Source organism: Collimonas sp., assembly GCF_035566375.1.
Taxonomy (GTDB): Bacteria; Pseudomonadota; Gammaproteobacteria; order Burkholderiales; family Burkholderiaceae_D; genus Collimonas.
Window position 1 is genome coordinate 164256 of the sequence record NZ_DATMRK010000084.1, and the last position, 23182, is coordinate 187437.

Annotated in this window: 18 protein-coding genes; 6 read left to right on the forward strand and 12 right to left on the reverse strand. The window is 56.8% G+C overall.

Translation table 11 applies throughout. The annotated features are described in order from the left end of the window. Positions 1-105: 105 nt before the first annotated feature. The 4 genes from VNZ60_RS25110 to xylA form a co-directional block, all read right to left on the reverse strand. Complete coding sequence (locus tag VNZ60_RS25110; RefSeq protein ID WP_325664118.1) at positions 106-1245, reverse strand: sugar ABC transporter permease; 1140 nt, start codon at positions 1243-1245, stop codon at positions 106-108. A 24-nt stretch (positions 1246-1269) separates the two neighbouring features. After that, positions 1270-2826, reverse strand: a complete 1557-nt coding sequence (gene xylG / locus VNZ60_RS25115) for a D-xylose ABC transporter ATP-binding protein (RefSeq protein WP_325664120.1) — start codon at positions 2824-2826, stop codon at positions 1270-1272. Between the two features lie 111 nt (positions 2827-2937). Further along, positions 2938-3918 carry a D-xylose ABC transporter substrate-binding protein gene (gene xylF, locus VNZ60_RS25120; protein WP_414648975.1) on the reverse strand — a complete coding sequence of 327 codons (981 nt, stop codon included), beginning with the start codon at positions 3916-3918 and terminating at the stop codon, positions 2938-2940. 130 nt (positions 3919-4048) lie between these two features. After that, positions 4049-5365, reverse strand: coding sequence for a xylose isomerase (xylA, locus tag VNZ60_RS25125; RefSeq protein ID WP_325664124.1), 1317 nt, complete (start codon positions 5363-5365; stop codon positions 4049-4051). A gap of 270 nt (positions 5366-5635) precedes the next feature. On the opposite strand from xylA, the gene VNZ60_RS25130 reads away from it, so the two are divergent. Together VNZ60_RS25130 and VNZ60_RS25135 are read left to right on the forward strand one after the other, a co-directional pair. Continuing rightward, positions 5636-6850, forward strand: a complete 1215-nt coding sequence (locus VNZ60_RS25130; RefSeq protein ID WP_325664125.1) for a XylR family transcriptional regulator — start codon at positions 5636-5638, stop codon at positions 6848-6850. Positions 6851-6867: 17 nt separating this feature from the next. Continuing rightward, positions 6868-7935, forward strand: coding sequence for an aldose epimerase family protein (locus VNZ60_RS25135; RefSeq protein ID WP_325664127.1), 1068 nt, complete (start codon positions 6868-6870; stop codon positions 7933-7935). A gap of 124 nt (positions 7936-8059) precedes the next feature. Here VNZ60_RS25135 and VNZ60_RS25140 read toward each other — a convergent pair whose 3' ends face one another. Beyond that, the gene (locus VNZ60_RS25140) at positions 8060-10255 is read right to left on the reverse strand and encodes a phosphocholine-specific phospholipase C (protein WP_325664129.1); all 2196 of its coding nucleotides are present in this window, start codon (positions 10253-10255) and stop codon (positions 8060-8062) included. A 539-nt stretch (positions 10256-10794) separates the two neighbouring features. Between VNZ60_RS25140 and VNZ60_RS25145 the strand changes: the two genes are divergently transcribed. Next, positions 10795-12033 (forward strand): ammonium transporter, encoded by a 1239-nt coding sequence (locus tag VNZ60_RS25145; protein WP_325664130.1) that lies wholly within the window; start codon positions 10795-10797, stop codon positions 12031-12033. A 348-nt stretch (positions 12034-12381) separates the two neighbouring features. On the opposite strand, the gene VNZ60_RS25150 is transcribed toward VNZ60_RS25145, so the two are convergent. The 3 genes from VNZ60_RS25150 to VNZ60_RS25160 form a co-directional block, all read right to left on the reverse strand. Then, positions 12382-12708 carry an AzlD domain-containing protein gene (locus VNZ60_RS25150; protein WP_325664133.1) on the reverse strand — a complete coding sequence of 109 codons (327 nt, stop codon included), beginning with the start codon at positions 12706-12708 and terminating at the stop codon, positions 12382-12384. After that, positions 12705-13430, reverse strand: a complete 726-nt coding sequence (locus VNZ60_RS25155) for an AzlC family ABC transporter permease (RefSeq protein WP_325664135.1) — start codon at positions 13428-13430, stop codon at positions 12705-12707. Before VNZ60_RS25155 ends, VNZ60_RS25150 begins: the two co-directional genes overlap by 4 nt. 198 nt (positions 13431-13628) lie before the next feature. Then, positions 13629-13973, reverse strand: coding sequence for a hypothetical protein (locus tag VNZ60_RS25160; protein ID WP_325664137.1), 345 nt, complete (start codon positions 13971-13973; stop codon positions 13629-13631). A gap of 381 nt (positions 13974-14354) precedes the next feature. On the opposite strand from VNZ60_RS25160, the gene VNZ60_RS25165 reads away from it, so the two are divergent. Together VNZ60_RS25165 and VNZ60_RS25170 are read left to right on the forward strand one after the other, a co-directional pair. Beyond that, a complete protein-coding gene (locus tag VNZ60_RS25165; protein ID WP_325664139.1) occupies positions 14355-14567 on the forward strand; it encodes a hypothetical protein in 213 nt (70 codons plus the stop codon). Positions 14568-14826: 259 nt separating this feature from the next. Continuing rightward, positions 14827-15693: a Crp/Fnr family transcriptional regulator gene (locus VNZ60_RS25170; RefSeq protein ID WP_325664141.1), complete on the forward strand. Its 867-nt coding sequence runs from the start codon at positions 14827-14829 to the stop codon at positions 15691-15693. Between the two features lie 76 nt (positions 15694-15769). Here VNZ60_RS25170 and VNZ60_RS25175 read toward each other — a convergent pair whose 3' ends face one another. Both VNZ60_RS25175 and VNZ60_RS25180 read right to left on the reverse strand, forming a co-directional pair. Further along, on the reverse strand, positions 15770-18475 hold the full coding sequence (locus VNZ60_RS25175; protein ID WP_325664142.1) for a TonB-dependent receptor: 2706 nt from the start codon (positions 18473-18475) through the stop codon (positions 15770-15772). 333 nt (positions 18476-18808) lie between these two features. Beyond that, complete coding sequence (locus VNZ60_RS25180) at positions 18809-21007, reverse strand: prolyl oligopeptidase family serine peptidase (RefSeq protein WP_325664144.1); 2199 nt, start codon at positions 21005-21007, stop codon at positions 18809-18811. A 295-nt stretch (positions 21008-21302) separates the two neighbouring features. On the opposite strand from VNZ60_RS25180, the gene VNZ60_RS25185 reads away from it, so the two are divergent. After that, positions 21303-21524 (forward strand): hypothetical protein, encoded by a 222-nt coding sequence (locus VNZ60_RS25185; RefSeq protein WP_325664146.1) that lies wholly within the window; start codon positions 21303-21305, stop codon positions 21522-21524. Positions 21525-21665: 141 nt separating this feature from the next. On the opposite strand, the gene VNZ60_RS25190 is transcribed toward VNZ60_RS25185, so the two are convergent. Then, a complete protein-coding gene (locus tag VNZ60_RS25190) occupies positions 21666-22934 on the reverse strand; it encodes a tetratricopeptide repeat protein (protein WP_325664148.1) in 1269 nt (422 codons plus the stop codon). Between the two features lie 95 nt (positions 22935-23029). Continuing rightward, the coding region (locus VNZ60_RS25195) for an ExbD/TolR family protein (protein ID WP_414648976.1) at positions 23030-23182 on the reverse strand (153 nt) is incomplete at its 5' end.

Consider the following 23182-nt stretch of genomic DNA (forward strand, 5'->3'; position numbering starts at 1 on the left):
TGGTTACCTCAGGAATTTCCCGAGGGCTTGAGCAATAAACGACCGCCGTGCGGATGCTGTTGACCAGCATTACAAATGATTACAATTCGACAAACGGCTATGCATCTAACGGCCAGAACGGGTGCTGACATCGACCCACACCGCCAGCATCAGGATGCTGCCCTTGACGATCATTTGCCAGTAGGTGTCGACATCCAGCATCGACATGCCGTTGTCCAGGCTGGCCATTACCAGCGCGCCGATCAGCGCGCCATATACCGTGCCCGAGCCGCCGCGCATGGAGGCGCCGCCGATGAAACAGGCGGCAATTGCATCCAGCTCACCCATGTTGCCGGCCGACGGCGAACCTGCGGCCAGGCGCGCGGTATTGACCAGGCCAGCCAGCGCGCACATCACGCCCATGATGCCGAAGATCCACAGCTTCACCGCTTGCACGTTGACGCCCGACAAACGGGTCGCTTCCATATTGCTGCCGACCGAATAGATGCGGCGGCCGAATACGGTCTGCGTGGTGATGTAACTGAACAGCCCCAGCAACGCCAGCAGCAACAGCACCGGCACCGGAATCCCGTCGTAAGTGTTGAGGGTGGATACGAACGCCAGCAATATCAGGCCGATCAGCAGCACGCGCAGTGCATCGCGCCACAACGGCGGCACCGGCAGCGCATGCAACAGGCGATTGCTGCGCTGGCGCCAGCTCAACACCAGCGCCAATGCAAACAAGCCGCAACCGAGCACGACGCCAAAATGCGGCGGCAGGTAACCCTGCCCCAGATACACCAGGTCGCTGGACACCGGGGCGATGGTCAGGCCGCCGGTGACGCCTAGCAGAATCCCGCGAAACGCCAGCATGCCGCCAAGGCCGACGATGAACGATGGAATCCGCATATACGCCGTCAGATAACCGTTGAACAAACCCAGCGCCAGTCCCAGCAGCAGTACCAGACACAGGTTCAACGGCAAGGGCAAGTGATGGCTGACGTTCAGCACGGCGGCGACGCCACCCAGCAAACCGAGCAAGGAGCCGACCGAGAGATCGATTTCACCGCCGATAATCACCAGCACCATGCCGCAGGCCAGGATGCCGGTAATCGACATCTGGCGCAGCAGATTGGAGAGATTGCGCGGCGTCACAAAACCGCCTTCGGTTTTCCAGCTGAAAAACGCCCAGATGATGGCGATCGCAATCAGCAGAGCCATGATCTTGTATTGCCGGAATAACTGTTTGATGCTGATCGTGCGCATATTAATTCCCGAAGTAATTCCAGACTATTGCAGATGCTGCTGTGAGGCCAGATACTGCGCCGACTGGTCGATGGCCGCCGCCAGCACGGTTTCCTGGCTTAAATCGCGATTAATGAAATTGCCGCGCAACTTGCCTTCGCCGATGACCAGCACGCGGTCGGAGACGCCCAGCACTTCCGGCAGCTCGGAGGACACCATGATGATCGCCACGCCCTGCCGCGCCAGGTCCGCCATCAGCCGGTAGATCTCGGCCTTGGCGCCGACATCGACGCCGCGCGTCGGCTCGTCCAGGATCAAGACCTTGGGCCGCGCCAGCAGCATTTTCGCCAGCACCGCCTTTTGCTGATTGCCGCCGGAGAGACTGGTGATGGGCAAGAACGGGCTAGCGGTCTTGAGCTGGAGGCGGCTGATTTCAGCCTGCACGGTTTTCAGTTCGGCTTCGGCGTCGATGTGGGTGTGGCGTGAAAACTCCTTGAGCACGGTCAAGGTGATGTTCTGGCCGACATTGAGATCCGGCACGATGCCATGTTGCTTGCGATCTTCCGGCACCATGCACAAGCCGAGCCGGATCGCCTTCTGCGGTGTGCCGGTATCGACCTTGACGCCTTCCAGCCAGACCTCGGCCTGGCTGCGTCCGGGATAGGCGCCGAACAAGGCCGACACCAACTCGGTGCGGCCGGCGCCAACCAGTCCGGCGATGCCGAGGATCTCACCGCGCCGCAACGAAAAGGAAATGTCGTCGACCCGTTTGCGCTGCGGATTGTCGACATCGTGGCAAGTGACATGCCGCGCTTCGAACATCACCTCGCCGATCTGGTGCTCCTGATCCGGATACATGGCGCTGATTTCACGGCCCACCATTTGCGTGATGATCTGCTCGACATTCATTGCCTGCATCGGCGTGGTGGCGATGTGCTGACCGTCGCGGATCACGGCCACGGTGTCGCACACTGCGGCCACTTCATCCAGCTTGTGCGAGATGTACACGCAGGCCACACCCTTGGCTTTCAAATCGCGGATGATGTCCAGCAATACCGCAATCTCAGACGCCGTCAGCGATGACGACGGTTCATCCAGGATCAGCAGCCTGGCTTGTTTGTTGAGCGCCTTGGCGATCTCCACCAGTTGCTGATGGCCACCGCCGTAGTGCATCACCGGCAGCGCCACATTGATGTCCGGCATTTTCAATGCACGCATGAGTTCTGCTGCGCGCCGGTACATGGCGGGATAGTTCATGCGGCCGCCCGCCAAGGTCAGCTCGTGTCCCATGAAAATGTTTTCCGCCACCGACAGTTCCTGCACCAGCATCAACTCCTGATGGATGATGATGATGCCCGCAGCCTCCGTATCGCGCATGGATTGCGATTTCAACGGCTGCCCTTGCCACAGGATTTCGCCTTGCCAGCTGCCATGCGGATAAACGCCGGACAGCACTTTCATCAGAGTCGATTTGCCGGCGCCGTTTTCGCCGCACAGGCCGAGGCACTCGCCAGCCTTGACCTTGATATCGATGCCATCGAGCGCGCGGACGGCGCCGAATTCCTTGACGATGCCGCGCATTTCCAGCAAATAGTCGGACATGTTTGCTCTCGCGGTAATTGAATGGGCGAATGGGAAAAAGCCAGCCGGCGCACGAACCAAAGTCCGCAGCGCCAGCCGCCGTCTCCGCTGTCTCAGCTCATGCGTCCGGGCTTATTTGCTGCTGATCTGGGCTTCGGTATAGAAGCCGTCATCCACCAGCAGCTTGACGTTGGCGCTGGTCAGCGGCGTCGGTTTCAGCAGGATGGTGTCGACCTTCTTGGCGCCGTTTTCATACTGGGCGTTATAGGAGGGTTTTTCGTTGCGCGCCAGTTGCACCGACAGCTTGGCCGCCTCGGATGCAATCAGCTTGAGCGGCTTGTACACCGTCATGGACTGCGTGCCGGCAATCACCCGTTTGACCGCAGCCAGATCGGCGTCCTGCCCCGAGACCGGCACCTTGCCTGCCATCTTTTGCGAAGCCAGCGCCTGGATCGCGCCGCCGGCAGTGCCGTCGTTGGAAGCGACGATGGCGTCGATCTTGTTATTGTTGGCGGTCAGTGCGTTCTCGACGATGGACAGCGCTTCCGTGGCGCTCCAATCCTTCACCCACTGCTGGCCGACGATCTTGATATCACCCTTGTCGATGGATGGCTTGAGTACTTTCAACTGACCTTCGCGCAGCATCTTGGCGTTGTTGTCGGTGGGTGAACCTCCCAGCAGGTAGTAATTGCCTTTAGGCTTGGCCTTGAGCACGCCCTCGGCCTGCATCTCGCCGACCTTTTCATTGTCGAACGAAATATAGGCGTCGATATCGGCGTTGAGAATCAGGCGGTCATACGACACCACCTTGATACCGGCCTTCTTGGCTTCCTTGACGGTATTGCTCAGCACGGTGGCGTTGAACGGCACGATCACGATGACGTCAACGCCGCGTGAAATCAGGTTTTCGATCTGCGCAATCTGCCGCTGTTCGCTAGCGTCGGCCGATTGTACAAATACCTTGGCGCCCAGTTTATCCGCAGCAGCGATAAAAAAATCGCGGTCCCTGGCCCAGCGCTCCACTCGCAGATCGTCAATCGAAAAACCGATCTTGGGATTCTTGGAATCGGCCATGGCGGCCGTGCTGCTCAACGCAAATACGGCTACCGACATTGCTGTCAATAGACTCTTTCTCATGATCTTGTTCATTGCGGCGTCTCCTGTCATTGGTTTTGATTTAGCTGCTTGTGGCATAAACGTATTAACTTCGGCGTATTAACTTCGACTGCAACAACACTTCACATCAGCCGAAGATGGCCCGATTGACCAGGTTCTCCAGCATTTCCTGACGGCCGCTGACAGCTTGCGGATTGAGCTGCCTGGCAAAAGCATGTTCGGCGATGTCGCTCAGGCTCAGCTTGCCGCCCAATACATCCAGCCCAAAAGCACCATCCCATCCGGCGTAACGCTCGGCCTTGAACTTTGCCAGCAGGTCGTTTTCGATCATGCCGGCAGCGCGCTCCAGCGATAAAGCCAGCACGTCCATGGCGCCGACGTGGCCGTGGAACAGATCGACTTCATCCAAGCTCTGGCGCCTTACCTTGGAATCGAAGTTATAGCCGCCGCTGGTGAAGCCGCCGGCTTTCAGGATTTCGTAGGTGGCCAGCGTCATTTCCTCGACGCTGTTGGGGAACTGATCGGTATCCCAGCCGTTTTGCGGATCGCCGCGATTGGCGTCGATGCTGCCCAGGATTCCCAATGCGGCGGCGGTAGCGATTTCGTGATGAAAACTATGTCCGGCCAGGGTCGCATGGTTGGCCTCGATATTCACTTTGATTTCGCGTTCCAGGCCGTAATCCTTGAGAAAGCCGTAGACGGTAGCGCTGTCGTAATCGTATTGATGCTTGGTCGGTTCCTGCGGTTTCGGCTCGATCAGCAGCGTTCCCTTGAAACCGATCTTGTGTTTGTGCTCCACCACCAGCCGCATGAAGCGGCCCAGTTGCTCACGCTCACGCTTGAGATCGGTATTGAGCAAGGTTTCATAACCTTCGCGGCCGCCCCACAACACATAGTTGGCGCCGCCCAGGCGCTGAGTCGCGTTCATCGCGGTGCATACCTGTGCCGCAGCGTAGGCAAACAATTCCGGATTGGGATTGCTGGCGGCGCCGGCGGCAAAACGCGGATGGCTGAAGCAGTTGGCGGTGCCCCATAGCAGGCGTACTCCGCTTTGTTCCTGCTTGCGCTCCAGCACATCCAGCATCTGCGCGAAGTTATTGCGATACTCGGCCAGGCTGCTGCCTTCCGGCGCTACATCCGTGTCATGGAAGGTGTAATAGTCGACTCCCAGCTTGCTGAAGAATTCGAAGGCGGCGTCAGCCTTCTTGTGCGCCAGTTGCATGGCGTCGCCGCCTTCTTGCCAGGGACGGCGGAAGGTTCCAGCGCCGAACACATCGGAACCGGGCCAGACAAAGCTATGCCAGTAACATGCCGCCATGCGCAAGTGTTGGCGCATCGGTTTGCCCAGCACCAGCTTATCGGCGTCATAGTGGCGGAAAGCCAGCGGCGTTTGCGCCTGTTTTCCCTCGAAGCGGATCGGTGTAACGGAAGGGAAATAACTCATTGCGGATCTCCTGTCGGGTGGTGGTGCGGCTTGCTGTGGGCAATTGGTGAGGGCAATACTAGCAACCGCGGCTGGCGCTCCACAATTACGAAATCCACCAGGCGCACTAGCGATTCTTTCTATTGCAAGTGCACAAAACGCTATTTGGCCTGACGCTGGCGGCACGCTTCGCTACAATCGTGACGCATGGACCGGAACCGGTCCCTAGTAGTGACAAATTGACAAAATGACGAGCCGGCAAGCTGCGTGGCTCTCCCAGGAGACTGCAGGATGACAAGAATACCAACCGTGCATCGCATCGCCCTGCTATTCAACGGCAACAAAATTTTCGACCGCGACATCATCGCCGGCATCGGCGAATATCTGAGCAGCACGCGCGCTTCCTGGGATTTGTTTCTGGAGGAAGATTTTCGTTGCCGCCTGCAAGGCATAGAACGCTGGCAGGGCCACGGCATCATCGCCGACTTTGACGATCCGGCCGCTTGCGAAGCCTTGTCACGGGTCAGTCTGCCGGTGGTGGCGGTAGGCGGATCGTATGCCGACGATGGCGACTATCCGCAAGACACACCGTATGTCGCAACCGACAATTTCAAACTGGTCAAGCTGGCCTACGATCACCTGATAGAAGCCGGCCTGCAGCGCTTTGCCTGTTTCAGCCTGCCGCAAGCGGCAGTGAACCGCTGGGCCCAGGAGCGCGAGAAAGCGTTCGAACATCTGATGTGGCGTGACGGCATGCAAGGTGAAATCTATCGCGGCGTCGGCACCAGCGCACCGTCCTGGGACACTACGGTGGAACAACAGATCGCCTGGCTGCGCACCCTGCCCAAACCGATCGGCATCATCGCCGTCAGCGACGCCCGCGCGCGCCAGTTATTGCAGGCTTGCCTGTGCGCCGGCATCGCCGTGCCGGAACAAGTGGCGCTGATCGGCATCGACAACGACCCGCTGGCGCGCATCCTGACCCGGGTGCCGCTCAGCTCGGTGATCCAGGGCACGCGTGAAATGGGCCGCACCGCCGCCCACCTGCTGCATCAGATGCTGCATGGCGCACGCCTGCTCGGCACCCGCATCCTGGTGCCGCCGGCCGGCATCAACGTGCTGGCGTCCAGCCGCCACGAAGCGCTCAATCATCCGCATGTGATGCAAGCCATGCATTTCATCCGCCAGTACGCCTGCCAGGGCATCAAGACCGAACAGGTGGCTGACTATGTCGGTGTCTCGCGCTCTTCGCTGGAATGGTATTTCCGCCGCGAACTGGGGCGCAGCGTGCATGACGAAATCCTGCGCTTCAAACTGGACGTGGCGAAGGACATGCTGCAAAACAAAGAACACGAGCAACGCAGCGTCGCCGAGATCGCCGTCAGTTGCGGCTTCACTTCGGTGCAATACATGCACGCGGTATTCAAGCGCGAGCTGGGTTGCACGCCGCGCGAATATCAGGACCGGCAGCTTCAAAATGAAGCGGCGCAACAATCACTTAACTAACACAGAGTCGGATAACGATGACCCAGATTCCAATCTCCAGCACGCCCGCCGAACACGGCGTTACCCTGTATACGCTACGCAATGCACATGACATGCGGGTCTTGATCAGCGACCGCGGCGCTACGTTGATCTCATGGTGGGCGCCGGACCGCTATGGCCGGGTGGCCGATATCCTGCTCGGTTATCCGGACTGTGACGGCTATCAAAAGAACCCGCCGTATTTTGGCGGCCTGGTCGGGCGTTGGGGCAACCGCATCGCTAACGGCCGCTTTGCCGTGGACGGCGCAGAGTATCTGGTCGACCGCAACGATGGCGACAATCATCTGCATGGCGGCGACGCCGGCTTTCATCTGGCGCAATGGCAGGCAGAACCGGGCCCGGATGGATTGCGGCTGAGATTGGAATCGCCGGATGGCGACGGCGGTTTCCCCGGCAACCTGCAGGTTTCGATCTTGTACAGCCTCGACGATGACGGCCGCCTGAGCATAGACTACAGCGCTGCCAGCGACGCGCCGACCCCGCTCAACCTGACCTCGCACGGCTATTTCAACCTGAACGGCGGCAGCAGCGACATTTACGATCACATCCTGTCGATCGCCGCCGATCAGTATCTGCAAATCGACCGCCAGCTGATCCCGACCGGCATCGCCAATGTTGCCGGCAGCGCCTTCGATTTCCGCCAGCCCGCACCCATCGGGCCGCGCCTGGCCTGGCCCGATACCCAGCTGAAACTGGCTGGCGGCTTCGACCATTGCTACTGCCTGCATCCGCAAAACCAAGACGCCCAAGTCGCTGGCCAAAGCCGCAGCGTGCAAGCATTAAGGGAGGTAGCGACAGTCTACGATCCCGGCTCCGGCCGTCAGTTGTCAGTCTCGACCACCGAGAATGGGTTGCAGTTTTACAGCGGTAATTTTCTAGCCGGCATACACGGCCGTGCCGCCCAGCCCTATGCGATACACGACGGCTTCTGCCTGGAAGCGCAAGCCTACCCCAACCAGATCAACAGCCCCGACGCCGAAGCCGTCATCCTGCGCCCCGGCCAGATATACCGCCAGACCACCACCTACCAACTAACGGTTCGCTAGGTACGCTAATAACCGGGATCGTAGCTAACCGGGGTCAGAGTGAACTTTCGGCAAGCTTCACGCCGAAACTTCACTCTGACCCCGCTTAGCGGACCACGGAGTACAAGCGCTTGCGTCTTTCGCCTCAGCTAGCCGCCATCGCCGGATCACTAACCCCATGCGCCCCCGTCTCCATCCGCCCCGCAAACCTCCGGCTGAACCCACCCAACGCCACCGTCGCCGTCAAGTCATACCAATTACCCTGCGCCCCAACCGGCCAATGCTGATCCAGCTGCATCCCGGCCGGAACATGAAAAGTCCACGGCCCCGCCTTGCGATAAGCATTCGGCTTGACCGTGACGACACAAGATTTCTCACCCCGATTCGCCATCGTCAGAGCAATCCGTTTGCTGAAGATATCGTAGCTAAGCCGCACTTCAGGCTCAGCCGACTCTTCAGCAGACAACGCGGCCAGATTACCCTGGAACCCACGATGAAAACCATTCGGCCCCAGCACCCACAAATCATAAGCACCGCGATCAGCATTCAGATCCCAGCTATCCTGCCACTCCTTGCCCGCCTCCAGCGCATAGCGACGCGGCACCCGATCCAGATGCAGGCGATCATAAACATGGAACACCGCGGCGGCTTTGCCGGTATTGCGGAAACTCAGCTTGATCCTGGTGTTCCTGAGATCGACCCGGGCGCTGGCGTGCAGCTCGTAAGGCAAGGCACGCGAAGGCCTGACGCCGGCGGCCTGCATCGGAAACACCTGAGTGCCTTCCGCCGGCAACGCAACCTGCTGCAGTTTTTCTTGCTGAGCGCGCATGGCGTCAGCTTCTGCCCGTGTGCGTTTCGGCAGCGTCGGCAAGACTTCGTGATTCGGATTGACAAAGTTGAAGGCTGACAGCAAATCGCCGCAGACGGCGCGGCGATAAGGTGTGATGTTTTCTTCCTTGACATGGAAGCGTGCTTCGAGAAAGCGCAATACCGAGGTGTGATCGAACACTTGCGAATTGACCCAGCCGCCACGGCTCCAAGGCGATATCACATACATCGGTACCCGCGGGCCAGGGCCGTAGGGATGTTTTTCGTAAGCAGCCGCCGCCGCTTTTGAATAGTATTCACCGTCGGTGGCGATGCTGGAATGGCCGGCCAGCTGATCACCTTCAAAAGCCGGAGCGCAAGGCGGCGGCACGTGATCGAAGAAACCATCGTTCTCATCGAAATTAACCAGCAACACCGTCTTGCTCCACACCGCCGGATTGGCTGTCAGCGCATTCAACACTTCCTGGATGTACCAGGCGCCCTGCACCGGGCTGGATGGTCCTGGGTGTTCGCTGTAATCCGCGGGCGCCACGATCCACGACACCTGCGGCAGCGTGCCGGCGCCGATGTCTTCCTTCAACGCCGACAGGAAACCGCCGTCCGGCATGGTATTACCTACCCCCTTGAACAAAGGATTGCTGGCGTCGTCGCTAGGCTGCCAGCCCGGATAAGGCGCACCGGCATTATCGCCGCCGGCGACGTTGCCGCGCTGTTCATTGGACTGGCGATAAGCCACAAAACCGGCCAGCGGATTATCGGTGAAGTTGTCCGGCATGTTCTGGTAGACCTTCCACGACACGCCTTCTTTTTGCAGGCGCTCCGGATAGGTTTTCCAGCTGTAGCTGGTAGCGTCGGTAGAAGGTTCCAGGTGGTCCTGGCTGTTATCGATGACCGGGCCGCCGTTTTTGCCGGCAGGGTCATTGCTCCCGGTCCAGTGGAATATCCGGTTGGGATTGGTGCCGCCGTGGAACGAGCAATGATAGGCGTCGCACACGGTGAAGGCGTTCGCCAGCGCGAACTGGAAATCCAGTTCGGCCGAGGTGTAATAGCCCATCGATTGGGTCTGCTTATAGGTCGGCCAGTTGCTCATGCGCCCCAGGTCCCAGGCGTCCTGTGCGTTATCGTAAAAATGACTGGTGCCGTGGACCCGCTGGGCATTGCCGATCTTGCTATCAAGATGGTAAGGCAGGATCACGCGCGATTGTTTGGTGGTCTTGTCGGTATAAGTCTGTTGCAGCACATTGCGCTTGCCTGCCAGCGGGATAGGGAACCGGTCGCCAAAGCCGCGCACGCCGTTGAGCGTACCGAAATAATGATCGAAGGAGCGGTTTTCCTGCATCAGGATGACCACGTGCTCAACGTCGCGGATAGTGCCTGTGCGGTTGTTGGCGGGAATCGCCAGCGCCCTGCGGATGGCCTCCGGGATGGCCGCACCGGCAGTGGCCGAATAGGCGGTGGCGGCGAGCGCGGTGCCGGCGGTGCGCAAGAAATGGCGTCGGTTTTTCTTGGTCATGATGATCCTGTTTTCCTTATGAGAGTAGGCGTCGCGTGATGAGGGGATTTACTTCGGAGGGGCGGTGTAAGACTGAACTGCGAACTGAACTGCCGGACTGCACTGCCGAATTGAATTGCCGCAAAGCGGCACTGCTGTCTTCGATCTTGTTGGATTTCAGTCATGTAATTGCCACCACGCATCTTTTGGATGTAGCGAAGTATTGCGGTGAAATATTTCAGGGGTATGAAGATTCCGTGACCGTTTTGTCACGATGAGGATGGGGATAGCTGAAGAGTTTGGCGGCGCAGCTCGTCGGCCTGAGCTGGCGATGATGTTGAAGAATCCGGTGACAAAATTTCAAACCTTGCAGGATTCAATACTTGAGATACCGGATAAACGGACTTTTTATCGTCTTCTATAAGAACTTCCTTATCTATAGCATGCATATCTCCCGGACCGGCTTTGGGATCGGCTATGGGGTCGACTTTGGCACACCGACGCAGGAATCCCCCAAGCCGGCTCCTTATTTCTATTAAAACAAATAAAAGAAGTTATCCATGACACCTTCAATCATGCCGATCAATATCGGCAACACCGCATTCATGCTGCTTTGTTCGAGCCTGGTAATGCTGATGACACCGGGCCTCGCATTCTTCTATGGCGGCCTGGTCGGACGCAAGAATGTGCTGGCCATCATGATGCAGAGTTTCATCTCGCTGGGCTGGACTACCGTGCTCTGGTTTGCCTTCGGCTACTCGATGTGCTTCGGCCCGTCCTGGCACGGCGTCATCGGTGATCCTACCTACTACGCTTTCCTGCACGGCATCACCCTGGAGAGCATGTACACCGGCAACGATGCCGGCATTCCATTGATCGTGCATGTGGCCTACCAGATGATGTTCGCCATCATCACGCCGGCGCTGATTACCGGCGCCTTTGCCAACCGCGTCACCTTCAAGGCGTATTTCCTGTTCCTGACCGGCTGGCTGATCTTTGTCTACTTCCCGTTTGTGCACATGGTGTGGAGTCCCGACGGTTTGTTTGCCAAATGGGGCGTGCTCGATTATGCGGGCGGAATTGTGGTGCACAACACTGCCGGTTTTGCCGCCCTTGCTTCGGTACTGTACGTCGGCCGTCGCCAGAAGGTGGAACTCAAACCGCATAACGTGCCATTGATCGCATTGGGTTCGGGCTTGCTGTGGTTCGGCTGGTATGGTTTTAACGCCGGCTCGGAATTCCGGGTCGATGCGGTCACCGCTTCCGCCTTCCTGAATACCGACGTTGCCGCATCCTTCGGCGCCATCACCTGGCTGTTTATCGAGTGGTTCTATCACAAGAAACCGAAATTCGTCGGCCTGCTGACAGGCGGCGTGGCTGGCCTGGCGACCATCACACCGGCCGCCGGTTATGTCTCGCTCGGCACGGCGGCAGTGATCGGAATTTGCGCCGGCTTGATTTGCTTCTATGCAGTTGCGCTCAAAAACCGGCTGGGCTGGGACGATGCACTTGATGTCTGGGGCGTGCACGGCGTCGGCGGCATGGCCGGCACCATCCTGCTCGGCGTGTTTGCGTCGAAAGCATGGAATGCCAATGGCGCCGATGGCTTATTGCTGGGGAATAGCTCTTTCTTCTTCGCCCAATGCGGCGCGGTAATCGTGTCCGGCATCTGGGCGTTTGCCTTTACCTACGGCATGCTGTGGCTGATCAATCTGTTCACACCGGTCAAGGTCGGCGCCGAGACGCAAGATCGCATGGATGAAGAATTGCATGGTGAAGACGCTTACCTGCATGCCTGATATGCCTCCTCTTTAACTTGGATACGGCATCTGGAATTCTCTGGATGCCGCTAGGGCCTGTTGACATTCAATTTGGGAGTGCGAACGCGCGGCAGGCGTTGCGTGCCTAGGCGCGGTGACGCGAGGTAGCGGTGCTACCGAATGTTACGACATGGAGCTGCAACAACGGCATGCGACGCCTGCAGCCGTTCCCGGAGGGTTCAAAGCAAAACGTGCGCTGGCCGCGTTGCATGGCTTGCTGGGGCACCAGCCCCAGCTGCGCCACGCGCCTTGCCACCACACGTTTTGCTTTGAACGCATCTCACAAATTGAATGTCAACAGGCCCTAGCCAAATCGCAGCAAACGCTCTACCGTCCCAACACCCCGAACTGCCAGGCAAAAAACACTGCCAGTCCAACCATGATGGTCAGCAATTGCCGGCGTGTTCCTGCACACACCAGAACCGCAGCGATAGCGGCCACCAATTGCGGATTGCGCCAGCTCAGTTCGATGTCCTGGCCGTGCGGCGCCAGCACCATCGGTACGATAATCGCCGTCAATACGGTGACCGGCACGAAGGCCAGCGCTTCTTTCAGCCAGATCGGAAACGCTGCGCGCTCGCCGAGCATGAAAATCGCCGCCTTGATAAATACGGTGATCAGCGCCATGCCGATTATCATCGTGGTGTACATCATGCTTTTCTCCTCGCAGAACGCTGCAGTGCTTGCCAGTGCGACAGCGCCAGGCCGACGCCGACACCGGCCATGATCGCCGCCAGCAAACCTAGTTTGTAGGGCAGGTCTCGCAAGAACCAGGCGAACACGCCGGCGGCTACCGCAGCAGCCAGCTGCGGCAAGCGAAACAATTGCGGCACCACAATCGCGATGAAAGTCGCCACCATAGCAAAATCCAGACCCAGCGTTTGCAATTGCGGAAACGCCGTGCCGAACAGCAAACCGGCCAATGTCCACAACTGCCAGTTGCCGTACATGGACAAGCCCGATCCCAGGAAATACCAATGACCATTCGGTTCATGGGCGTGCTTCAGATAGTAGGCATTCATCACGGCGAAGGTTTCGTCAGTCAGCAAAAAGCCCAGCAAGAAACGCCAGCGCGCCGGCAAATGGCTGACATGCGGCAGCAAGGTCGCCGCATATAACATGTGGCGCAGATTGACGATAAAAGTCGCCATCCAGATCACCAGCAGGCCTACCTGCCCCGCTGCAAGGCCAACCGCGATAAATTGGCTGGAGCCGGCAAACACACCTAGCGACATCATCTGGCCTTGCCACGGCGCCAATGGGCCGGCAGCCGCCAGCGCGCCGAAAATAACGCCGAACGGCGCGGCGCCAACCAGCATCGGCAGGGTATCGCGGGCGCCGGCGGCAAAACTGGATAGAGAGGTGGGATGCGGCATAAGCTATTCCTTTGTGATGCCGGAATAGTAATGTCAAGCGTTGCTTTGCGCTAGTAGGTTGTTGCGTTATGCGTAACGTGCGTCAAACTTCACCAACAAGGAGTTCGCTTGAAGATATCTGATTTCTTCGGTATGCGGCCGCCTGCGGGGTAGCACTCGCAGGCGGCCGGCGTCGATGACAAATGTCGAATCGTTCTTTTATTTGGGGATCGGATCGCTTGCCATTGCCTTGTCGCGGGCGTCCTTCGATTCCAGTTTCTCTTGTTTCAAATCGGATTTCGCCTCCGCTTTCTCTATTTTCATATTTGCTTTTGCAATTTTTTTCTTAACTTTGTATTCCGTCTTTGCGTCACTGTCAGCTTGCCGCTTTTGCACCAGCGGATCGCTAGGGGAAGCGACGGATGTAGTGGCAGTGGCGTTAACACCGGCGCTGCCTGCCGGCGCAATAACAGCGCCCTCGGCAGAAGTTGCGGTTTGAGCCTGAGCCAGATTAATACATAGCAATGCAGAAACGGCCAACATCAGAGCGTGAATATTTTTCATGGTAAGTCCTTTACAAAGATGATCATGGATCGCTGCGAACAGTCCTGCATTCAATGCAGGCTTGCTGCGCTGACAAACCGCAAGATCGATTTATCGTGTCATTACGCGATCAAGATTAATTGCTAACGCCGATGGATTTTGTGCGCCAGCCAACTTAGCGTGTCGCCTGGGAAAATGGTGATCATCGTCCGCTGCGCCCGGCTTGCAGCCGCATGCAAGCTGCTGTTGCCGCATTGACTGAGATTAAAACTACAGATTCAAACTTTACATTCGCGGTTTTTTGCACAAAGATATAAGCGTCAGCAGTTAAACATTAGCAGTTCGTTTTTATTTTTTTAATGGTGGCAGTTTGACATGCTGCGCCCTTGCAAAGGAGAGAATATGTTATTCAAACAGACACTTATCGTTGCGGCAATTGCCATGATCGCGGTCAGCGGATGTAAAAAAACGGATGACGCCAATGCACCTTCAGCAACAACTCCCCCGGCAGCACAACAGGCTGCACCTGCAGTCGCTCCGCCAGCCGCTGCTCCATCGGCTCCTGACACCACCGCCCCGGCAGCCTCGGGCGCCAGCGCTTCAAGCGGCAGCTAGGGTCTGTTAGCGCTTGATTTCGCTTAATTTCGGGTGATTTTTTCGGCTGATCTGGGAGTGCGAACGCACGGCAAGCGTGCAGCCCCCTAGGCAAGCAGACGCGGTTGGCGCAAAGCGGCAGCCGCGTTTTCTCTGGGCACAATGCCAAGCTGACCGTGTCAGCGCATTCCTACAGCAGAAGAAGACAAGCGCTGATTTCGAAAACCTGCTACCGATGCAATGATCAATACACAGAAATTCCACCACATCCTTAAAGGAGATGGCGATGGCTTACGTATTGAATGGTTGCAGCAGCTTGAAAAAGAGCACGAAAAATAACACGGCACTCCTATCGGTCCTGCGCGGGAAAAACGCCAGCGATCTGATACAACCCGGCACGCAAAACCTCACCTCGCTACGGATTGCCGGACTATACGGTCACAACCCCTTGCAAAATCACATACTCGGCGCCCTGCCGGCGGAGGATTTCAGGCGCCTGCTGCCGCATCTGGAATTTGTCGCAATGCCGTTCGGCATGACCGTATGCGAGGCAGATAGCCAGCTGCATCATATTTACTTTCTGACCAGCAGCATCGTTTCCCTGCTGCACGAAATGAAAGATGGCGGCTCAGCGGAAACTGCGGTTATCGGCAATGAAGGTGTGCTGGGCGTGTCCCTGTTTATGGGCGGCGGCAAGAGCCTGAATCGGGCGATGGTGAAAAGCGCAGGTTATGGATTCCGGCTTAAGGCCAGCGTTCTGGCAGAAGAATTTTCTCGCAACGGCGCCTTGCAACAATTGTTACTGCGCTATACGCAGACACTGCTTGCGCAAATGTCGCAAACCGCAGTCTGCAACCGGCATCATAGCGTCCAACAGCAATTATGCCGTTGCCTGTTGCAGACGCTGGATCGCTTGCCCGGCAACGAAATCAGTGTCACCCAAAGTTCAATAGCTGCGATGCTGGGCGTGCGGCGCGAATCGATTGCCGAAGCAGCCGGCAAACTGCAGGATGAAGGATTGATCCAATATGCGCGCGGACACATGACGGTGCTGGACAGGGAGGGCCTGGAAGCCAGATCTTGCGAATGTTACATGGGCTTGAAACAGGAATACCACGACATGCAGCATGAGGAAAAAGTTTCGTGAAACATATGCAGATTCCGACAGTAAGGTATCCAATATATAAAAATCAGCGGCTTATCCAGCCGCTGGTTTTTTGAATCTAGAATCGATAGTTGCCGCGGACGAAAAACGCACGGCCAACAGCATCGGCGTAACGTGCATCGTAACCACTTTGAAAATTGTCAGTTACGTTGGAGGCCGGTGGATCCGTATTCAGCAGGTTCTTGATGCCGGCGGCCAAGGTCAGGTTCTTGAAGCCGGTATAGCTGCCGGAAAGATTGTAACGAGTATACGAAGCGACCTGATGGTCCTTGTAAGCCGCAGAAACCTGGCTACCGTTTTGATCCCGATAACCGGTAGTGTAAACCTGCTGGACAGCAGCACTCCACGGACCTTTGCTCCAATCGAACGCCGCTGTATGGCGCCAGCGAAAAATCACCATGCCATTCGCATACTCGGCCAGGTTGTTCTGGTAAGGACCGCCCAGTTCGGATTGATAGTCGTATTGGGTGATATAAGTGCCATCCAGAGACAAGCCGAAATTTCCCCAGGCAGTCTTTGGAATACGCCATGCAAAACCAAGATCGAAACCTGAAGTATGGACATTGCCCAGGTTGACCCTGGTGTCGATGATGTGGTTCAAGGAACCATCCGGATTGCGCACGAAATTATCTGCGTACTTATTCGGATCTGCAAAGATATCGTTCTCCGGTATCACGGAAATCTGGTTCTTGATTTTGATATTCCAATAATCGGCGGAAGCGGTCAGATTCTTCGCCGGTTCAATCACCATCCCCAGCATGAACGAATTGGATTTTTCCGGTTGCAGCCGCTTGTTACCGCCGGTCATTCTCATGAATTGCTGCCCGCAGTCGCGCGCGGCAATGCCACCCCGGGCAGCAGCGCCGCCTGGGCACAAGACGGGATCATTGTAAGGAGCCGCTGTATATGTCTTTGAATTCGGATCATTTATTTCATACAAGCTCGGCGCCCGGAAACCGGTGCTGTACGAACTGCGGAACATGATCTGTCTGGCAGGTTGAAAACGCAGCGCCAGCTTGGGATTAAGCGTGCTGCCGACGTCGCTATAACTATCCTGGCGCAATGCGAATTGCGCCTCCAGCGTCTTCACGATCGGCACGCTAAATTCCGTGAACAGCGCTTTTACGTTGCGGTTGCCGGAGGCTGACTTGGCGTCTTGCGAACCGGTACTTTCCGACAGTTTGGCAAGTGCGTAATTAACGTTAAAGTCGGCGCGTTCCTGACGGAATTCTCCGCCCAGTGCAAAACCAAGCGGGCCAGCCGGCAACTGCCACAGTTCACGGCTGGCGGTGAAATCCAGCGAACTCACCTGCGTCTTGGCATTCAGGTTAACACCGCGCACCTGCGCACGATTCAGATAGTCAGCCCCAGCCGCGCTCTGCGGCCCGAAAGGATTGATGACGCCTTGCAATAAGCCGTCTCTGATCATGTTGTTGTTCAGATAGCCGCTGACCAAAGCATCACTGGCTTTGCTCATTGCGTAAGCCAGGCCAGTCTTGTAATCCCAGCCGGCCTGCGTACCGTCCAGGCTGAGCAACAGACGGTCAGTACTGTTTTTGGATTCACTGACACGTTGACCGGCTTCCTCTGAACGCCAGTTGAGCGACAAGGGACCGCCGCTTGCGCTACCCGGTGTGACGCCATGACCCGGGTAATACAGACTGCGGGGATTGATCACGTAGTCGCCGTCGCCACCTGTGCCGTCGCCGGCAAACACGTCACCGGCGATATGTGTCTTGACCTTGCTTTCCGCGTGCAGGTATTCAATCGACGCCGTATTATCGGCGTCCAGCTTGAACAAGCCCTTACCTATCAAAGCGATTTCCTCCGACTTCGGGATAATGCCGATATCTGCCTGGCTGAGATAGCGACAACTGCGGCCTCGCGTAAATGCATATGGCGGCCTGCAACCGGAGGCGGCGTAAGGATTGCCAGACTGCCCGGCATTGATGTCGTAGTAGTTGGCGGGATAGGAATTGCCGCTGCTGGCGTTCAAGCCGACACCAGGATTCTGACCGCCCTGTCTGGCAAAATTGCGATCGCCGGCCTTCACGCCGTTTTGGCTGTGATAGTCGATCACGCCAAAGAAGTTGTAGCGATCCTGGTCCAGGTCGCCGATACCGCCCGACAGGTTGACGCGTTTTTCAGCGCCGCCAGCTTGCTGAGGCAAGACGCCTTCCGCGCTCAGGTTCAGGCCTGTGTACGAACGTTTAGTGATGAAGTTGATGACGCCGCCGATCGCATCGGTACCGTAGATCGCAGAAGCGCCGTCGCGCAGTACTTCAACCCGGTCCAGCGCGGCAACTGGAATCACGTTTAAATTGACTGCCGAGCCGTCAAACGCGCTATTGGCCAAACGGCGGCCGTTCAACAGCACCAGCGTCTTGTTGTCACCCAGACCGCGCAAGTCAGCGGTCGCGCCAGCCGTCCTGCCGGCGCCAACGTTGGACGACGTATTGAATTGAGTCTGGTTGCCCGCGATACTGGACAAGACTTCAGCCGCTGTAGTCGATCCCAGTCTGGTGAAATCGTCGGCCTTGATAACGGTGATCGGCAATGCACCTTGCGCCGCAATCCGCTTGATCGATGAGCCGGTAATTTCAATCCGTTGCAGCGGCGCCTGCTCTTCCGTCTTTTCTTCGGTCTTTTCTGCCGCCCTGCTTTCCTGTGCCATGACCGCATTGCCCGCCAGCCCCAAGCCCACCGCTACGCTGCCTGACAGCATCAGTCGCAAAGCACATGACAATCCTCGTTCCGTCACCATGTTCAAACTCCCCACGTATAAATTCAATGATGGGGAAATATGTCACACGAAAAGCTAATAAATTTACAACACATTTAGAATTACGAAAACTCTTATAAATGCACTGACAGGAAGAAAGAGTGGATGACTGCTGGCGTGCGGCCGTTGCGTAGCTGTTGTGCACAGCTAGCAGCCTGTCGGACTTAGGGGATCGAAGCGAAAAAATAGCCGAGCGAGGACAGATTTTGCCGGGTTCGCAGTGTCAATAGCTAGCTATTGACCAAGAAACCGGTGAAATATGGACCGCTCAGCTATTTTTGCAGCCGATCATCCCTAACGGCTATTCGAGCTCTATCAATTCGCCGATGGCTTGAGCGGCTCGCCGGCAACCGCATCGGCGTTAGGCGCAATATGCATGTCCAGCACCTTGGTCAAAAATCCCCAGCGGTCGGCAACCTCGTCGATCAACTTCGAGGTCGGCTTTCCGGCGCCGTGTCCGGCCTTGGTATCGATACGGATCAGCACCGGTGCAGCGCCGGCCTGATCGGCCTGTTCGGTGGCGACAAACTTGAAGCTGTGGGCCGGCACCACACGATCGTCGTGATCGGCGGTGGTCACCAGTGTCGCCGGATAACAGGTGCCGGATTTCAGGTTATGCAGCGGCGAATAGGCATACAAGGCTTTGAATTCATCGGCATTGTCGGAAGAGCCGTAGTCCGAAGTCCAGCCCCAGCCGATGGTGAATTTATGGAAGCGCAGCATATCCATCACGCCTACTTGCGGCATCGCGGCGGCGAACAATTCCGGGCGTTGCACCATGGTGGCGCCGACCAGCAGGCCGCCATTGCTGCCGCCGCCAATCGCCAGCTTTTGCGGCGACGTGTATTTATTCGCGATCAGCCACTGTGCAGCGCCGATGAAATCGTCGAACACGTTTTGCTTTTGCAGTTTGGTGCCGGCTTCATGCCAGGCTTTGCCGTATTCGCCACCGCCGCGCAGATTCGGTAAGGCATACACGCCGCCCATTTCCATCCAGGCCAGATTGGCGACCGAGAACGCCGGTGTCAGTGAAATGTTGAAACCGCCGTAACCGTACAGATAAGTCGGATTGCCGCCATCCAGCTTCAAGCCTTTTTTCGAGACGATGAACATCGGTACTTGGGTGCCATCCTTGCTGCTGTAGAAAACCTGGCGCGTCTCGAAAGCGCTTGGATCGAAAGCCACTTTCGGTTGCCGGTACAAGCTGCTCTTGCCGCTTGCCAGGTCATAGCGGTAAATCGCCGCCGGCGTGGTAAAACCGGTAAACGAATAGAAGGTTTCCTTGTCATGGCGCTTGCCGCCAAAGCCGCTGGCGGAACCTATTCCTGGCAGAGCCACCTCGCGTATCAGCTTGCCTTCCAGCGTGAATACCTTGACCTGGCTGCGCGCATCTTTCAGATAATCCACTACCAGACGTTGGTCGACCAGGTTCGCACTTTGCAAGGTTTGTTCAGCCTCGGGCACGATCACTCGCCATTTGGCGGCAGCGGGCTGGCGCGTATCTATCGCGATGATCCGGCCCTTGGGCGCATCCTTGTTGGAATTGAACAAAAATACCGGGCCATCGTTATCGATGAAATCGTAGGACGCGTCAAAATCGTCAAGCAAGGGCAGCATTGCCGCATCTTTTTTGCTGAGGTCTTTGTAGTACACGCGATTCTTTTGTTCGGTGCCTTGCGAAATGCTGACGATCAGATATTTGCCGTCGTCGGTAACGTGGCCGGCGAAGCCCCATTCCTTTTGATCCGGCCGGTCGTAAACCAGGACGTCGTCGTTTTGCGGCGTGCCGATTTTATGGAAATACAGTTTTTGAAAATAATTGACGTCGGCCAGCTTGGTCACTTCTTTCGGTGCGTCGTAGCGGCTGTAGAAAAACCCGGAGCTATCGTGGGTCCAGGATGCGCCCGAGAATTTTACCCATTGCAAATGATCGGCGGTGTCCTTGCCGCTTTCGATGTCGCGTACTTTCCATTCGTTCCAGTCGGAGCCGGACGCAGCAGTGCCATAGGCCAGGTACTTGCCATTCGGGCTGACCGCAATCCCTGCCAGCGCCACGGTGCCGTCTGCCGCCAGTTGGTTGGGATCGAGCAGCAAACGCGGCGCGTCATCGGGTTGTTTGACGGTGTATAAGACTGCCTGGTTTTGCAGGCCGTCGTTACGGCTATAGAAATAGCGGCCGCCTTCTTTAAAGGGCACGCTGAAACGTTCGAAATTCCACAGCTTGGTCAGCCGTTCGCGAATCGCTTCACGGGCTGGGATTTTCTCCAGGAAGCCTTGCGTCAGTTTGTTTTGCGCCTCTATCCACGCCTTGGTATCGTCGCTGTTGCCATTCTCCAGCCAGCGATAAGGGTCGGTTACCTTGACGCCGTGGTAGTCGTCTACCTGGTCGATTTTTTTACTGATCGGATAAGTCAGCGCCTGGCTGCCGGCATGGCATTGCTGGGCGATACTGGCGCCGCTGGTGAGGATGGCGGATAAGGCTAGTGCGTGTTTGAGGTGCAGTTTGAGGTGCATGTTTTGTCCGTTGTGATTTGGATGAAATCAGATGAGCAAAGCTGGAGAAATACGCCTCTGGCTGGTGGCTGCGGCGTAAGAGAAGCACCATATCATCGATTCCGCACGATGCCAATCTGACAGCGGCAGCGGCGGCTTTCCCGAAAATGCATAAAAAATTTTGCAATATTGTTTTTTTAGATGCAGTTATGCTATCTTGTGTTTCCGCAATGTAACAACATGTAACACATGGATCTATCGATCGGTATTTAACAACCCGTATTTTCCAACCTTCGGAGACAAAGCAAATAACATCATGAAAAAACTAATATTTTGCGCCTTTATTTTGCCGATTCTGTCTGCCTGCGCAAGTTCTGGCACGGATTCGAACACTGCATCCAGTAGGGAAGAAGTCATCTATGTCACCGGCAGCAGTATCCCGGTCAAGAGATCCAAAGCGACTGGTGTGCAAATGATCTCGGGCGAGGATGCCGCTGCAGCACTGCGCGCGCCCATCAGGATTCCAGATGCTCACTAAAATTAACTACTTGGTTTTTCTTGGACAAGCCATCGTCGCTTCGAATCACTGACCCATAAAAAAACAGAGCCGCTGCGGACAATCGCAGACGACTCTGTCTTCCTGAAGGCTAGGGCCTGTTGCCCCAGCTTCCGCCTTAAATCATTTGAGGGGATGGTTCACCTGCACTATCCACAAGCGCGCCAGATCGGCCGTGCCGTCCGTCCCTTGCACCGACTTGAATGCCTCGATTGCCTTGTCTTTCTGTCCCGCCAGTTGATACGCGATACCCAGATGCAATTTGGCGTCTTCAGTACGCTTCAGCCCGCCTTTTTTCAAACCGCTCTCCATCAGCGCCAGACCCTTGTCAAACTGGCCGGCAGTGACCAATGCATAACCGAGATTGAGTTGGCCGGTGCCTTCCTTGGTGCTGGATACCGAGGCTTCGCTTTGCGCCATGGTCCGCTGATCATCAGCGATCCCTTTGTTAGCCTGGTCGCGCAGACGCTTTTGCTTGGCTGCGTCCGGGCCGCTGCCCAAGACACCCGACTGATAGCCCTGGTCGAGTAACTTTTTCGCTTCGGCCGGGAATCCCGCCAGCAACGCCAGCTGCGCCACATCGGTGAATTCGCCGCTGGTCTGCAGCTGCACGGCAGCGGCTTTCAAGCGATACAGATCCAGGGTGAGGTGGTCAGAAAAGCCTGGTTTGCTCTGGATGCGGCTGAGGATGTCGAGCCAATATTCTTTCTTTGGATAATAGGTGTTGAGCTTTTCCAGCGAGCTCAGATAGGCGGGCTTATCGTTGGCCTTGAGTGCGCAGCTGACCAGCAATTTCAAGGTTTGCTCGGATGGCGTCCGGCCGGCGCTCTCGTCCGCCGCGATGTCTTTTTGCAGCTCGCTGGTGGCGCGTGGAATATCGTTGCTCAGATAGTAGGACTGGATCAGCAGGGTCCGCGTTTGCGGGTCGTTGCCGCCCTCTTTCAGCGAACGCGTGAGCCAGATAATCGCCTTGGGATAATCTTCTGCATCGTAGTACAAGCTGCCTAGCGCGTGCACAATTTTGGCTTGTTCGTCTGGAGTAAGACGCCCGGAAGCAATCACTGCTTCAAACGAGCTTCCAGCCAGCTTGGTATCGCCGGCGCGCGCCGCAGCGGCGCCACGCAGACGGTCGATGAAATAAATTTCGTAAGCTGTCTTATCGCTGACAGCGTCTGTTTCAGCGATCTTGGCCAGCGCTTCTTTGAATTTTTCTTCTTTGAGGAGAGCCTGCGCTGCCTGCAGCGGCTTACCTATTTCCGGACGCACGGTCTCGGCTTTAGCGCTGTCATCCGCGGCATAGGCCAGCGGAGCCATACCAGCCAGGGGCAGCGCGGTGGTCACGCTCACGGCTGCCAACAAGATGAAAATTGGTGCAAATCGTAATTTGGACATAGCTCTTCTTTCAATCGAAAACGAAAATAGGCAGGTGTAAGGACTTTAACCTGTCCTAACCCTGCCTATCCTCTGGTACAGAAAACAAATACTACTTACCTATCCATGAACTGCTCGTTACCAACGATACCGATCTTGGTCACGCCCAGCCGTTGCGCCGAAGCCATCACCGCCGCCACCGACTTGTACTCCACCGCCTTGTTCGGACGCAGGTGCACTTCATCGATATTGCCGCCGGCAACCACCGT